The sequence below is a fragment of the Luteimonas endophytica genome, from assembly GCF_029887875.1.
In the GTDB taxonomy this organism is placed as follows: domain Bacteria; phylum Pseudomonadota; class Gammaproteobacteria; order Xanthomonadales; family Xanthomonadaceae; genus Luteimonas; species Luteimonas endophytica.
Window position 1 is genome coordinate 38,201 of the sequence record NZ_JARXRM010000044.1, and the last position, 15,094, is coordinate 53,294.

Sequence of the window (15,094 nt, forward strand, 5' to 3'; positions counted from 1 at the left end):
CGCTGGCCTGGCGCGCCTGGGCGCCGTATCGTCGTGTCCAAATCGTCGCCTGTCAGAAGAACTTGTACTCGAGCTGCAGGGTGTAGGCGCGGCCGCGCGGATCGGCGATGCGGGGCTCCCAGCCGGCGCCGGCCGCGAAGTCGTTCTGGTGCGCGGTGAACGGCGGGTCTTCGTCGAGCAGGTTCCTGACGCCGAACACCACCCGCAGCGGATCCAGCCCGGTATACCCGACGCTGTAGTTGTAGGTTGTGTAGCTGTCCACCCGCGGGTCCCACTGCGGCGGCACGTAGCTCCCGTTCCTGACGCTGACCGGCGGTTCGTCGTTGTAGCCGTGGCGGTAGATCTGGGTGAGGCTGTGGGTCCAGTCGCCGCGGCTGTAGCTGAAGTTCAGCGTGTGCTTCCACTTGATCGGCAGGTTGTAGTAGCGCACGTAGTCGCCGACCAGGTTGTCGGTGTACGGAAGCGCTTCGACTCCCTTGGTCCTGAAGGTGTCGATGTAGCTGCCGTTGAGCCCGACGTTCCAGCGCCCGCCGGCCAGATCGCCGGAGAAGTTCGCGTCGAGCTCGATGCCGCGCATCAGACTGCCGCCGGAGTTGATGTAGCGGCGGTCGATGGCGACCACCTCGCCGCTGGCGTCGCGAATCCAGTTGTCCGCGAACAGTTCGTAGTGCTCGATCAGGATCTCGCGCTGCGCCGAGCGGATCGTATTGGTGCGCTCGATCTCCCACCAGTCCAGGCTCATGTTGAACCAGTCGACCGGCGCGATCACCACGCCGAAGCTCTTCTGCTTCGACTCTTCCGGCTTCAGATCCTCCTTCCCGCCGAACAGCTCGTCGGGCTGGATCGCTTCGCATCCGGGCACCTCGGGGTTGGCCACCCCGCCCGGGCAGGTCGCCGGATCCGCCAGGTCCATGCCGGTGTACGGCAAATCGCTGACGCCGTTGAACAGCTGGTTGAACGAGGGCACCTTGAAGCCGGTACTGTAGGCGCCGCGGAACGCCAGCGCCTCGAGCGGCTGGTATTTGAACGACACCTTGGGGTTGGTGGTACTGCCGAACCCGTCGTAGTGGTCGTAGCGGCCGGCCAGGGTGACGTCCAGGCTGTCGAACACCGGCAGGTAGAGTTCGGCGAAGACCGCCTTGATGTCGCGGCTGACGTCCTCGAGGATGTTGGCGTCGTCGAAGGGCGCGTTGAACACCGCCCGCCCATCGACGCGTTCGTCGCCCTTGAACAGGAACTCCTCGCGGCGCAGGTCGATGCCCGCGGCCGCCTGGATCGCACCGCCGGGCAGCGCCAGGCCCACCTCGCCAGAGAGCACCGCATCGACCTGGGTCACCACCGACTCGCCGCCGTACAGCGCCACGCCCCGCGCCGAGCCGGCCTCCAGCGCAGCCAGCGCCTCCGCCGACTGCGCCTGCCCCGGCGGCAGGAACGGGTCGAGCAGGCCGCTGCCCAGGACCTCCTGCAGCGCGTCGGTGTAGTGGTATCCGCTGCCGAGGGTGGAGGTGGACTCGCTCGACGCCCGCGACAGGCCGACCGCATAGTCCCAGTTCCCGACCAGCCCCTCGACGCCCGCCAACAGCCGGTAGGCGCGGGTATTGGTGGAGATCTGGCGCGGGCCGCAGGCCATGCAGCGCCAACGGTAGGCGATGCGGTCGCCGTAGCTGAGCTGGTCGGCGCCGAAATAGTCCGCCAGCGCGTCGAAGACCCTGTCGTAGTTCGCGCCGGTGCTGGGGTACCAGGTATCGGGGTTGAAGGCCGCCGTCGCCGAGGTGCTCGACGAGATCTGGTTCGGTTCGAAGGTCTTCTCGACGTCGACCTCGGAGCCGACGAACTCCACGAAGGCCTCATGCCGGTCGGACAGCTTGAAGGTCGCGCGGCCGATGAAATCCACGCTCTCCTGCGGCTGCTGGATCACCGCCGCGGCGGGATAGTCCCAGGCGCAGGCGTAGCGCGAGGAAGCGACGTTCCACAGGCGGTGATCGTACGGCCCCATCAGCTCGCCGCCGCTCTCGCAGCCGGCCGCGCCCGGCAGGTCCAGGATGTTGACGGCGGTCTGCAACGATCCGTCGCCGGGGTCGAGCACGCCTCCCGCCATCAGCGATCCGTCCTGGGCGAACACCGTGGCGAACGGCGGGCCCCGGGTGTCCGGGGACAGCCCGCGCTCGGGCTGGAAGGCGTTGGAGAAGTCGCGGTCGGTGCCGCGCAGGATCTCGTTGTTCCGGAAGCTGAGGCTGCCGAACGCGTTCCAGCGGTCGGTATCCAGGTCGCCCCCGCCCACCAGCAGGTTGGCGCGATGGATGTTGCCGCCGCCCGCCTCGGTCACGTCGACGAACGCCGAGGCCTCGGCGCCGGTGTAGTCGCGCCGGGTGATGAAGTTGATCACCCCGCCGATCGCATCGGTGCCGTACACCGCCGAGGCGCCGTCGCGCAGCACCTCGACCCGGTCGATGGCGGCGAACGGAATGGAGTTGAGGTCGACCGCCCGGCCTTTCAGCCCGTGCGTGGCCACGCGCCGGCCGTTGAGCAGCACCAGGGTGGCGTCCGCGCCCTGCCCGCGCAGGTTGGCGCCGGACACGCCGTTGTTGCCGCGCTGCTCCTCGTGGACGATGCCGGCGTTGCTCGACAGGTTGTCGGAGCCGTTGCCGGCGATGTTCATGTACATCAGCAGCTGTTCGGCCGAACTGATGCCCTGCGCCTCGATCTCGGCCTTCTGGAACACCGTGATCGGCAGCTGGCCTTCCACCTCGGTGCGCCGGATGTTCGAACCGGTGACGCGAACGGTGTCGAGGGTGCGGGTTTCGTCGGGTTCCGCCGAGGGCGGTGGATCCGAGGGGTCCTGCACCTGCGCAATGGCGATGCCGGGACATGCCAGGGCGGCAACGATGGCGACGGCGAGGCGGCGCAGCGGAGCACGGTACGATCTGGCAGACATATGCGTCTCTCCCGGGTGATCGGAGCACAGCGGTACCGGCAGCATCGCTTCCTGCGGTGCATGCGCCAACGTTATCGCCTTGGACCAGACGCGCGCCATGTCCGTCCGCGCACGGATGCGCCGCTGGCCCTAACCGGTCGCTTTCCCCTTCGAGGCTATGTAGCACGCAGCCCCCAGGGGGTCAATCGTCGTCCGCCCCGTCGCTACGGCTGGAGCCATCGCCCCGGGCGGCACCGTCGCCGATGCGAACCGGGCAAAAAAACGCGGCCGACCGTGCGACCGCGAGGAGGGCGACAAGATGCATCTTTGCCACATGGTGCCAGCCGGGCGGGGCGTGAGGGACGCCCCACCCGCAGCGTTCAGAACGCCAGCGCCAGGGTCAGCTGGCCGTAGCGCGGCCCCTGCAGGAACCGTTCCTTTCCGAAGTAGGGGTCGCGGTCGCCGACGCCGGGCTCCAGGTCCTGGTACACCCACACCGGCTTCTGGTTGTTGAGCAGGTTGTAGACCGCGAGCTTGGCCGAGAAGTCGGCAGCCCCGAAGCTGCGTTCGTAGGCCAGGCTCAGGCCGATGTCGACGATCCACGGCATCCGGCCGGCGCCGCCGCGCGGCGAGTGTTCGAACACCCGATCGGCCGTGCTCCAGGTGTCGCCCTCCTCCGGGTTGGGGAAGGCCTGTTCGGCGGTGCAGTTCTCTACGCACAGGTAGTAGCTGTGGTAGCTCTTCCAGTTGTACGGGTTGCCGACGCCCATGGCGGTGATCGGTCCACCGGATCGCGCATCGACCGTCGCGCCCACACGCCAGTTGTCGTTGAGCGCATAGCTGCCGCGCAGCTTGATCTGGTGCCGGTGGTCGTTGGCCAGCGGTCCGTCGCCGCGGTAGTTGACGAAGGGATCGTCGAAGTTCTCGGTGCGGCCGGTATCGCCGAAGTTGGTGTCGGTATTGACCGGCCCTTCGGCGTTGCCCTCGCTCCACGAGAGCGTATAGGAGGCGTTGAAGGCCCATTTTCCGTCCCATGCGCGATCGAGCTGGAGCTCCAGCGCCTTGTAGTCGCGCTTCGGCTTCACCCAGCCCCGCTGGCCGGTGGGGGTGGAATCGACGTAGGTCCACTCGCCGTCGATGAACTCGTAGTTGTCCGCCTCGGTCCAGTATCCGGCCTGCGAAGTGTCGATGGTGAGATAGCCGTCGGCCTCGCCGTCGCAGTCGGTGTCGCCCCAGATGGTCAGCTCCTCGCCGGGGTTGGCCATGACCCAGGAACTGGCGACCCGTCCGCAATGGGTGGCGGTGATGTTGATGTCGTCGATCGCGTTCTCGAGTCGGCGGTAGATGCCGCGCGCGCCCCACGACCAGGCCTCGTTGAGCGCCTGCTGGAAGCCGAGGATCAGCTCGTCCTGATAGACCGGATCCATGTCGGCGTCCACCTCCGCGCGCAGGTCTCCGACGGTACCGTCGCCCTGATCGTTGCTGAATCCGAACTGGGGCCCCAGGATCGGCGTCGCGTACTGCACTCCGTCGCGCTCGCTGATCTCCCAGCCGTCGAAGCCGTAGAAGGTGCGTTCGTCCAGCAGCGCGCCGCCCTGCTTGATGTTGATGACGTTGGCAACCGGTAGGTAGTAGCGGCCGGCGTTGCCGAACAGCTTGGTGGTTCCATCGCCGCGGAGGTCCCAGGAGAACCCAACTCGCGGCGCGATCATGTCGCTCATCTCGATGTAGGTATTGCCTTCGGCATCCTTGTTGTCGAACTCCTCGTAACGCAGGCCTAGGTTGAGCAGGAAGTTGGGGGTGATCGACCAGTTGTCCTCGATGTACATGGCCTGGTTGTTGGACTCGAACTCGCCGAAGATCTCGTAGCGCCGGGCGCGCACGTATTCGGTGTAACCCGGCGGCACGATCCCGGCATCGGGGATCTGCGCGCCCGGCGTGGTGGTGCTGACAAGGTAGGACACGCCGCCCGGGCCGGAATAGCCCTGGCTGAGATCCGAGGTGTTGACCTCGCGGTCGTAGCCGAAGCGCAGCAGGTGGTCGCCCAGCGACCACTCGAAGTCGGCGCGGGTCTGCTCGCGCTCGTCGTTGCGGTCGTAGATGCTCAAGTTGTTGGTGCAGCCCAGCGGCACGCCGGGGTCCGGAACACCGCTGCCGGCGCTGACATAGTTGCAGTCGGCATCGTTCGGCGAGCCGGTGATGCTATTGCGCTCCATGCTGCCGTGCATCACCTTCATCGACAGGGAGTTGGTGAGGTAGGAGCTCCAGGTGAGCGCCCAGTTGGTACCACCGGTCTCCGAGTACGAATCGGAAAGCGCATCGCCGACCGTATCGGTGTCGAAGTCGTAGGCGTACGTGGTGGTGTCGGTGCGATTGTCGTTGGAGAACGCCATCAGATTGAGCAGATTGTTCTCGGTGATCTGCCAGTCGAGCGTGGTCCCCCAGAAGCCGTCGTTCGATTCGCCGCGGTCGAAGCTGGTGCCGACGTTGTTGGTGCTTTCCGGCTCTACCTGGCGCCCCTCGTACATCGCAAAGAAGAACAGCCGGTCCCTGATGATCGGGCCGGACGCCCAGGCGTTGAGGCGGGTAGCGTCGGTGGTGTCCTTGCTGCGGGTGAGGTAGCGCTCGCCGTCGAGATAGCTGTCGCGTCGCGAAGCCTCCCAGTCGCTCGGCCCCCAGACCAGTTTTGCGCCGTAGTGGAACTCATTGGTACCGGACTTGGCCAGGGCATTGACCACGCCACCGGTGGTGCGGCCGAACTCAACCGAGTAGCCACCGGTCTTGACCTGGAACTCGTTGTAGAAGTCGAACGGCGCCTCGGAGAACCCGACCCGATTGTAGAAGTCGGTGACGTTCAAACCGTTGAGATAGAACGCGTTCTCCGCCACCGACGAGCCGCCGAAAGAGATGCCGCCGAAACCGGCGCTGCCCTGCGCCACGCCCGGAGCCAACAGGGCCACCGAGGAGACGCTGCGCTCGACCGGCATGCGCTCGATCTCCTGCGCGGTGATGTTGGTGGCCGATTCGGTCGAGGTCACGTCGACGGCATTGACGATCCGCGACCCGACCACCTGCACGGTAGCCAGATCGGTGGTCCCGGCGCTCGCCAGGTTGACCGTGGTGGCGTTGCCCAGGGTCACCGTCACTCCAACCGGCTGCCCGCCTTCCGCCTGCAGGGTGTACTCACCGGGGGGAAGCAGCGGAAGCCGATAGCGGCCATCGGCGCCCGCGGTGACGCCGCGGGTGAAGCCGGTGTCCGGATTGGTGATGGTCACTCGCGCACCGGCTTCGGCACGGCCGGTCACCGCGCCGGTGGCGCTCTGCGCCATCACCGGCGTGGTGGCGGACAAGCACGCCCCCAGGGCGAGACAGAGCGCGGCGCGGCGGAATTTGGTTTGGCTGGCCTTCATTGCAGTTCTCCCCAGAACAGGTGCGTGATGGTTGGCGATGGTCAGTTGCGCTCGTCCGTGGCCGGCGGCAGGATCCGCCACTCGAAGTCGTAGTCCCATTGGTCGAAATACAGGTTGCCGCCGTCCCACTCGGCCTCGCCGCGCTGCGAGTCGACGGTTTCGGAGCGGAAATGCCGCTTTGGCGGTACGAACGGCTGCGACCAGTCGTCGTTGAAGGCGACGCGGTAGGCGTCGAGCCCGCCGAGATAGAACCAGCGCAGGCCGGCATCGTCGCTCTCCAGCCGGCCGCTGGTGACGTCCATCGGCACCCAGCCGTAGGGCGCCAGGTAGAGCCAGCCCCAGTCGTGCATGCTGTCGTAGCCGACCTCCTCGTCGGAGAAGGTCCAGCCCGACTGCCAGCGCGCCGGAATGCCGTTCAAGCGCAACAGGGTGATCAGCAGCAGGGTGACCTGGCCGCAGTCGGCGTGGTCGGCGTGCAGGGCGTGGGCGCCGATGTTGCTCAAGGTCGAATACTCGCGCGCGCCGCCCCACGGAATCTCGTCCACCGCCGCAAACAGCTTCCGGGCGATGCGGTACGGGTTGGTCTCGTCGCCGACCACCCGGCGCGAGTACTCCCGCATGGCCTCGGTGAACACCACGTGCGGGGCGCGCTCGGCCACGTACGGGGCCAGCGCTTCGTCGATCTCGGGCGCGACCACCCGCTCCGGATCGATCCCGAAGTAGCGCGCGTGGATCGTCAACTCGTAGCCCACCGAGAACCGGGTCGGCTCTCCGGCCACCGCCGGGCGTTCCAGGTAGGCGGTCCGTTGCAGCGCGTCCTCCGGGGCGATCCGCGCACCGGCGGGCAGGCTGTCGACCAGCAGGATGTCCTCCTGCTGCCCCGGGATCGCCCGCGGATACGGGATCCAGGCACGCACCGTCTCGCCGGCCGGCACCGCGTCCGCCTCGACCACCAGCGATTGGGTGATGCGCACGCGGCGCGGCGCCACGCTGTTCGCGCCGCTTTCACCGGCCGCGGACAGCACTTCGCGGTGATGCGGGTGCAGCGTCTCGTACGGGCCCTGGCCGAAGGGGCGGACCGGTGGCGCGCGGCGCGCGGCCGCGCGCGGCTGGAGCCGGAACAGGTTCGAGATCGAGCGGTTGAAGTAGCGCGTCTGGCCGTCGATGGTCATGCGCTCGATCAGGCCCTCGCGATCCCAGGCCGCGAACTCGGCGTCGCTCACGTCCGGCGCCTGCCGGCGCACCGCGGCCAGCGCCGCGGCGCGGTCGAGACCGAAGTCGAGGCGGATCCTGCGCATGCGCTCGCGCTGGAATTCCAGCGCGCGGCGGGTCGGCACTGCGGTGGCCGGGGCCTCGAGCAGCGCCGCGATCCGCGCCTCGGCTTCGGCGAAGCGGCCCTGGTCTACCATCTCCACCACGTCGGCCGGCGCCGGCGGCGGGAGGCCCGACGCGGCAGCGGCCGAACAGGCGACCAGCGCGGCCAGGACGAGGGCACGGAGGCCCGCGGGCAGTGCCATCGCCCGCCGTGCCGGCCTGCCGGTCCCTGCTGCTGCGGGCGTGTTCGGGTGCGCTTCGCGCCGCACGCTCATGTCCCCTTCCGGTGTGGCCCCTGTCACGGCTATGTAACATCGTCCCAGGGGCGCGTCAATAAATTATTCCTTCGAAGTTGATTTTGAGAAAAATGTATTCCATAACTGTCGCCGGCCCGCACTGCGGCGCCCAGCGAGGGGATCCCATGACGTCCATCAGACCGTTCCATCTGCTGCTCGCGCTGGCCCTGGGCGCGTGCGTGCTGCCGCTGCCGGCCGCCGCGCGGGGGCCGGCAGCTGCGGCGGCCCTGCCCGCCCACGGCGTGGTCGCCGTGGAGGAGCGCCAGCTCGAGCCCGGCTACTGGATCGGGCGCCTCGGCGACGCCGCCGGGCGCCTCTATCTCGATGACGCCGCGATCGCCCGCCAGAACGCCGCGCTGGTCGAACGCGACGACTCGATGCGCGACATCGCGGCGCTGCCTCGGGCGCTGCCGGGCAGCGAGGTGCGCGGGTGGATCACGGCCCTGTCCTCGCCCCCGGAGGGCGAGCGCTACGGCGCGGACGGCGCGGCGCTGCCGGCGGCGTTCTTCGACGCGCTGGAAGCGAACCTGGCGCTGGACGGAGTGCCGCGTTCCCAGCCCACCCGCTACGGCCTGGTGGTGCGCCGCGCCGCCTTGCGCACCTTCCCCGACGATACCCGTGTCTTCAGCAGGCCCGGCGACACCGACATCGACCGCTTCCAGGAAAGCGCGCTGTTTCCGGGCGACGCGGTGGTGGTGGCCCATGCCAGCCGCGACGGCGCGTGGCTGTTCGTGGTCAGCGCCCGCTACTCGGCCTGGATCGAGCGCGACGCCGTCGCGGTGGGCACGCGCGACACGGTGCTCGGCTACCGCGACAGGTCGCCGGCGCTGGTGGTGACGGCCGCCACCGTGCGCACCGTCTTCAACCCGGAACGTCCCGAAGTGTCCGAACTGCAGCTGGACATGGGCGTGCGCGTACCGCTGCTGGCGGACTGGCCGCCGGACCGCGCGGTGCATGGCCAGCACCCGCTGTTCGGACACGTGATCGAACTGCCGGTGCGCACCGCCGACGGCTCGCTGGCACTGGTACCGGCGCTGCTGCCGCGCACCGCCGAGGTCGCGGCGGAACCGCTGCCGCTCACCCCGGCCAACATCATCGCCCAGGGCTTCAAGTTCCTCGGCGAGCGCTACGGCTGGGGCCACTCCTACAACGCCCGCGACTGCAGCGGCTTCGTCTCCGAGGTCTATCGCAGCATGGGTGTGCAGGTGCCGCGCAACACCAGCGACCAGAGCGTCAGCCCGGCGCTCGACAGGACCGCGTTCGACGGGTCGGAGAGCCACGAGGAACGACTGGCCGAGGTGGCGAAGCTGCAGGTGGGCGACCTGGTCTATATCCCGGGCCACGTGATGATGGTCATCGGCCGCGAGCACGGCACCACCTACACCATCCACGACACCACCGGCATCGGCTACCTGGGCGCCGGCGGCGAACTGGTGCGGATGCCGCTCAACGGCGTGGTGGTCACGCCGCTGGAACCGCTGATGGCCGGCGCGGACACCCCCACCATCGACCGCATCACCTCCATCGTCCGCATCCGCTGAGCGCAACCCTCCGGGACCGAGCCGAATGAAAATCACCCAGATCCGCCTGGACATGCTCCGGGTGCCGCTGAAGACCCCGTTCAAGACCGCGCTGCGCACGGTCGAGGCGGTCGAGGACATCATCGTCAGCGTCCATACCGACAGCGGCCACGTCGGCTACGGCGAGGCCGCCGCCACCGCGGTGATCACCGGCGACACCCACGGCTCGATCGTCGAGGCGATCGACAAGCTGATCGCGCCGCGGCTGGTCGGCATGGAGATCGCCGACCTCAACCGCATCGTGCAGCGCATCCAGGGCGCCGCCGAGCGCAACACCAGCGCCAAGGCGGCGGTCGAGATCGCGGTCTACGACCTGTGGGCTCAGCTGTACGGCGCGCCGCTGTACCGGATGCTCGGCGGCGGCGACCCGGTGATCACCACCGACATCACCATCAGCGTCGACTACATCGACAAGATGGTCGCCGACTCGCTGGACGCGGTGGCGCGCGGCTTCGAATCGCTGAAGATCAAGGTGGGCAAGGAGATCGGCGTCGACCTGGAGCGGGTCAAGGCGATCTACGCCGCGGTCGAGGGCCGCGCGCTGCTGCGCCTGGACGCCAACCAGGGCTGGACCGCCAAGCAGGCGGTCTACGCCATCCGCACCCTGGAGGACGCCGGAGTGCAGCTGGAACTGGTGGAGCAGCCGGTGAAGGCGCGCGACCTGGCCGGCCTGAAATACGTCACCGAACGCGTGCACACCCCGATCATGGCCGACGAGAGCGTGTTCGGCCCGGCCGAGGTGATCGACCTGCTGCGCATGCACGCGGCGGATATCATCAACATCAAGCTGATGAAGACCGGAGGCATCTCCAATGCGATCCGCATCGCCGACATCGCCTCGGTCTATGGTGTGGAATGCATGATCGGCTGCATGATCGAGTCCAGCATCAGCGTGGCCGCGGCGGTGCACGTGGCGGTGGCCAAGGCCGACACGATCCGCAAGATCGACCTGGACGGGCCGTCGCTGTGCGCTTTCAACCCCGTGGAGGGCGGCGTGCGCTTCAACGAATCGGAGATCACCATCGACGAATCGCCCGGCCTCGGCATCCGCGGCATCCGCGGGCTCGAGCCGCTGGCGGCCTGAGGCGCGCCGGCGATGTCCTCGCTGCTCCGGATCCGCTCGCAGCGCGACCAGATGTCGGCGATCGAGCGGCGCATCGCCGACTTCATCCTCGACAACGCCCACCTGCTGCGCGACTACTCCTCGCAGCAGCTGGCCAACGCGCTGGAGGTCAGCCAGTCCAGCGTGGTCAAGTTCAGCCAGAAGCTCGGCTACAAGGGCTACCCCGACCTGAAGTACGCGATCGGCGAGGACATGGCGCGCAGCGACGGCCAGGGCGAAACCGGCGGCCGCGCGGCCGGCGACGGCGACCGCCATGACGCCATGGCCGAGGCGCTGTGGCAGGCGAAATCCAACGCCGAGCGGGAGACGCGGCTGCTCAATCCGCCCGAGACGCTGGACGCCATCGCCGACGCCATCCACCGCGCACGCACCGTGTTCGTGATCGGGCTGGGCCACGACAGCATCGCCGCGCGCGGCTTCACCTTGCGGCTGTCGGAGGCCGGGATCCTGGCGGTATTCCACTTCGATCCGGTGCTGATGCCGACCAGCCTGGCCAACGCCGGCCGCGACGACGTGCTGGTGGTGTTCTCGGAGCACGGCAAGCGCACCGCGCTATGCGAGCTGAGCCGGCTGTTCCGCGAGCGCATCGGCACGGTGGTCAGCGTGACCCGCCACAGCGCCAATCCCCTGCGCGCGCAGGCCGACCAGGCGCTGCTGGTGTCCGGCCACGACGAGCGCTCGCACATCGAACAGCTGCTTTACCAGTCGGCGCTGCAGCACCTGCTGGACCTGGTGTTCATGCTGCTGTGCGAGCACGCGGAGGAACGCATGCAGCTGCTCGACCGCAACGCCGCGCGCATGCGCCAGCTGTTGGAAACCTGACCGTGTCCGGCCGACCGGGCGGCTTGCCCGCGCCAACCGCCCGCCGTTGCGCGCGGTCGCCCCGGACCCGGACCCGGACCCGCACTCGCGCGCGCGCCATGGCAAGCTTGCCCTTCACTCCCGACCGATGCCGCCGATGACCGATCCGAACGCCAAGCCCTCCCGCCTGTCCACGCCCGCGCGGGTGCTGCTCGCACTGGCCGCCGGCGCCGTCCTGGGGCTCGCGCTCGCGGCCTGGGACCAGCCACTGGCGCTGCGGATCGCCGACATCGTGCAGCCGATCGGCCGGCTGTGGCTCAACGCGCTGCAGATGACGGTGGTGCCGCTGGTGGCGGCGCTGGTGGTGGTCGGCATCAACGCCGCCAGCGACGCGGCGGCATCGGGCCGCACCGCGCGGGTGGCGATGGCGGTGTTCGCGATCCTGCTCACCGTGTGCGGCGCGTTCGCCGCCCTCGCCTCCCCGGCGTTCCTGTCGCTGATGCCGCGCGACGATTCGCTGGTGACCGCGTTCCGCGCCGCGATCCAGGCGCCGGAAACGCTGCCCGACGCCCCCGGGTTCGGCGAATGGCTGGTCACCGTGATCCCCAGCAACGCCATCGCCGCCGCAGCTGCCAGCGCGATGCTGCCGCTGGTGGTGTTCTCGATGTTCTTCGGCTTCGCCCTCACCCGGCTGGAGCCCGAGCGCCGCACCCGCATGCTCGAACTGGTGCGCAGCATCGGCGACACCATGATCGTGATCGTGCGCTGGGTGCTGTGGGCGGCGCCGCTGGGGGTGTTCGCGCTGGTGTTCGCGGTGTGCGCCCGGGTCGGGCTGGGTATGCTCAGCGCGCTGGCCTACTACATCCTGCTGCAGTGCGCGCTGTACGTCGCCATCACCCTGCTGATGTACCTGGTGGCGGTGCTGTTCGCGGGCGAGCGGCTCGGCCGCTTCGCCGCGGCGCTGCTGCCGGTGCAGGCGATCGCCGCCAGCTCGCAGTCGTCGCTGGCGTCGCTGCCGGTGATGATCGACAGCGCCCGGGTCCGGCTCGGCTACCCGCTGGCGGTGACCTCGCTGGTGTTGCCGATGGCGGTCTCGCTGTTCCGTATCGCCAGCCCGGTGCAGTACCTCAGCGTCGCGGTGTTCATCGCCTGGATGTACGGGATCGACCTGACCGCGGCGCAGCTCGCGGTGGCGGTGGGGCTGAGCGTGGTGATCAGCATGGGCTCGGTGGGGCTTCCCGGGCAGGTCAGCTTCATGACCACCAACATGCCGGTGACCCAGGCCATGGGGCTGCCGGTGGAGCCGCTGGGCGTACTGCTGGCGGTCGACACGATCCCCGACGTGTTCGCCACCGTCGCCAACACCACCGCCGACGTCGCGGCCACCGGGGTGGTGGCGCGGCGCACCGGTCACGTCCCCGGCGCGGCCGAGGAGGCGGCGCCGTGACAGCGGCGGTCTTCTGGCACAACCCGCGCTGCTCCAAGTCGCGCGCGGCCCTGGAGCTGCTGCGGAAGCGCGGCATCGAACCGCGGATCGTGCGCTACCTGGACGACCCACCGGATGCCGCCGAGCTACGCGAAATGCTGCGCCGGCTCGGCAGCCCGGCGCGCGGGCTGCTGCGCCCCGGCGAGGCGGAATACGCCGAGCTGGGGCTTGCCGATCCCGCGCTGGGCGAAGATGCGATCGTGGCGGCAATGGTGGCGCACCCCCGCCTGATCGAGCGTCCGCTGTTCGTCCACGGCGGTCGGGCTGTGATCGGCCGCCCGCCTGAGCGGGTACTCGAGCTGCTCGGCTGAGGCGCGCCGCGGTCGGGCCCGGCCTCGGCGGCGATCGCGGGCGCGTCCGGCGGCGCCGGTCTTCGCTTGCATGGCACGCTCCTACGAGGGCGCCACGCTTCGGCGGGGCGGCCCATGGCCGCGAAGACCGCGGAAGCATCCACGGCAGCGGCTGATGATTCGGACCTGGTGGAAATGGCGGGCTCGCCGGTCGCGGCGATTCGCGGCCATGGGCCGCTCCTATCGGGACTTGGTGTCGCGCAGGCGGCGGATGCGCTCGGGCGGGGCGAAGGAGTCGCTGCGGGCCTCGGCCCAGAATGCCTTGAACACGGCGTGTTCCGGTGCGCCGTGCAGCAGCTCGCCCGGCTCGAGGAAGCGGTAGAGCGCGGCCAGCGAACGGATCTCGGTCGGCGTGACCCGCCGCAGGATGTGTTCGGGACCGAGCTGCTGCGGGTGCTCCAGCCCCGCGGCGGCGAGCAGATCGCGCAGCGCCCGCAGGGTGTTGTCGTGGTAGCGCCGCACCCGCTCGCCCTTGTCGGCCACATCGAGGTGCCGCCAGCGCGACGGGTCCTGGGTGGCCACGCCGGTCGGGCACTGGTCGTTGTGGCAGCTCTGGGCCTGGATGCAGCCGGTCGCGAACATGAAACCGCGCCCGGAATTGCACCAGTCCGCGCCCATCGCCATGGTGCGGGCGATGTCGAAGGCGCTGGTGATGCGCCCTGCCGCCCCCAGCCGCACCCGCTCGCGCAGGTTCAGGCCCACCAGGGTGTTGTGCACCAGCATCAGCGCCTCGTGCATCGGCAGGCCGACGTGGTCGATGAACTCCGCCGGCGCCGCCCCGGTGCCGCCCTCGGCGCCGTCGACGACGATGAAGTCCGGCAGCACGCCGGTCTCGAGCATGCCGCGGGCGATGCCGAACCATTCCCAGGGATGGCCGATGGCGAGCTTGAAGCCGGCGGGCTTGCCGCCGGAGAGTTCGCGCATCCGCGCCACGAAGCGCAGCAGGCCGGTCGGGGTCGAGAACGCCGAATGCCGCGCCGGCGAGATGCAGTCCACGCCCACCGGCACCCCGCGCGCGGCGGCGATCTCGGCGGTCACCTTCGCCCCCGGCAGCATCCCGCCCTTGCCCGGCTTGGCGCCCTGCGAGAGCTTGAGCTCCACCATCTTCACCTGCGGCGCGGTGGCGTTGGCGGCGAAGACCTCCTCGCTGAACCGGCCGTTGGCGTCGCGGCAGCCGAAGTAGCCGGAGCCGATCTCCCAGACCAGATCGCCGCCGTGCTCGCGGTGGTAGCTGGAGATCGAGCCCTCGCCGGTGTCGTGGTAGAAGCCGCCGGCCTTGGCCCCGGCGTTGAGCGCGCGGATCGCGTTGGGCGAGAGCGAGCCGAAGCTCATCGCCGAGATGCTGAACACGCTGGCATCGTAGGGCTGCGCGCTGCCGCCGCCGATCATGATGCGGAAGTCGTGCGACTCGATCGCGCTTGGCGCCATCGAGTGGTTGAGCCACTCGTAGTCGACGTCGTACACGCCCTGCTGGCTGCCGAACGGGCGCACGTCGCTGACCGACTTGGCGCGCTGGTAGACCAGCGCGCGCTGCTGGCGCGAGAACGGCACCTCGGCGGTATCGCCCTCGATGAAGTACTGGCGCATCTCCGGGCCGATCGATTCCAGCCCGTAGCGGAAGTGCGCCAGCAGCGGATAGTTGCGCCGCAAGGTGCTGTGCCTCTGCAGCAGGTCCCGGGTACCGACCGCCACCAGCACCGCCGCCACCGCCGCCACCCAGGCCCAACCCGGCCAGCGCAGCGCCAGCAGCAGCGAAGCCAGCAGCAGCGCGATGCTGCTCCAGTAGGCGAGGTAGCGGCTCACCGCGGGCCGGGGTCGTT

Annotated in this window: 9 protein-coding genes; 5 read left to right on the plus strand and 4 right to left on the minus strand. The window is 69.3% G+C overall.

Annotated features, from left to right (window positions below):
• Window positions 1-52 precede the first annotated feature (52 nt).
• From QFW77_RS15275 to QFW77_RS15285, 3 genes are all read right to left on the minus strand, one after another.
• Entirely contained in the window at window positions 53-2,935 is a 2,883-nt protein-coding gene (locus QFW77_RS15275) for a TonB-dependent receptor (RefSeq protein WP_280575647.1), read from the minus strand.
• Between the two features lie 359 nt (window positions 2,936-3,294).
• Window positions 3,295-6,324 (minus strand): TonB-dependent receptor, encoded by a 3,030-nt coding sequence (locus tag QFW77_RS15280; protein ID WP_280575648.1) that lies wholly within the window; start codon window positions 6,322-6,324, stop codon window positions 3,295-3,297.
• 41 nt (window positions 6,325-6,365) lie between these two features.
• Window positions 6,366-7,841 (minus strand): transglutaminase-like domain-containing protein, encoded by a 1,476-nt coding sequence (locus tag QFW77_RS15285; RefSeq protein ID WP_280575649.1) that lies wholly within the window; start codon window positions 7,839-7,841, stop codon window positions 6,366-6,368.
• 218 nt (window positions 7,842-8,059) lie between these two features.
• Here QFW77_RS15285 and QFW77_RS15290 point away from each other — a divergent pair, with 218 nt between their 5' ends.
• From QFW77_RS15290 to arsC, 5 genes are all read left to right on the plus strand, one after another.
• Window positions 8,060-9,475, plus strand: coding sequence for a C40 family peptidase (locus QFW77_RS15290; RefSeq protein ID WP_280575650.1), 1,416 nt, complete (start codon window positions 8,060-8,062; stop codon window positions 9,473-9,475).
• A gap of 25 nt (window positions 9,476-9,500) precedes the next feature.
• Entirely contained in the window at window positions 9,501-10,598 is a 1,098-nt protein-coding gene (locus QFW77_RS15295; protein ID WP_280575651.1) for a dipeptide epimerase, read from the plus strand.
• A 12-nt stretch (window positions 10,599-10,610) separates the two neighbouring features.
• Window positions 10,611-11,459 (plus strand): MurR/RpiR family transcriptional regulator, encoded by an 849-nt coding sequence (locus QFW77_RS15300; RefSeq protein ID WP_280575652.1) that lies wholly within the window; start codon window positions 10,611-10,613, stop codon window positions 11,457-11,459.
• A gap of 136 nt (window positions 11,460-11,595) precedes the next feature.
• Window positions 11,596-12,885 (plus strand): dicarboxylate/amino acid:cation symporter, encoded by a 1,290-nt coding sequence (locus QFW77_RS15305; protein ID WP_331487964.1) that lies wholly within the window; start codon window positions 11,596-11,598, stop codon window positions 12,883-12,885.
• Window positions 12,882-13,235 carry an arsenate reductase (glutaredoxin) gene (gene arsC, locus QFW77_RS15310; RefSeq protein WP_280575653.1) on the plus strand — a complete coding sequence of 118 codons (354 nt, stop codon included), beginning with the start codon at window positions 12,882-12,884 and terminating at the stop codon, window positions 13,233-13,235. The genes QFW77_RS15305 and arsC overlap by 4 nt, the downstream gene beginning before the upstream one ends.
• Before the next feature lie 219 nt (window positions 13,236-13,454).
• On the opposite strand, the gene QFW77_RS15315 is transcribed toward arsC, so the two are convergent.
• The gene (locus tag QFW77_RS15315; RefSeq protein ID WP_280575654.1) at window positions 13,455-15,077 is read right to left on the minus strand and encodes an FMN-binding glutamate synthase family protein; all 1,623 of its coding nucleotides are present in this window, start codon (window positions 15,075-15,077) and stop codon (window positions 13,455-13,457) included.
• Window positions 15,078-15,094 lie beyond the last annotated feature (17 nt).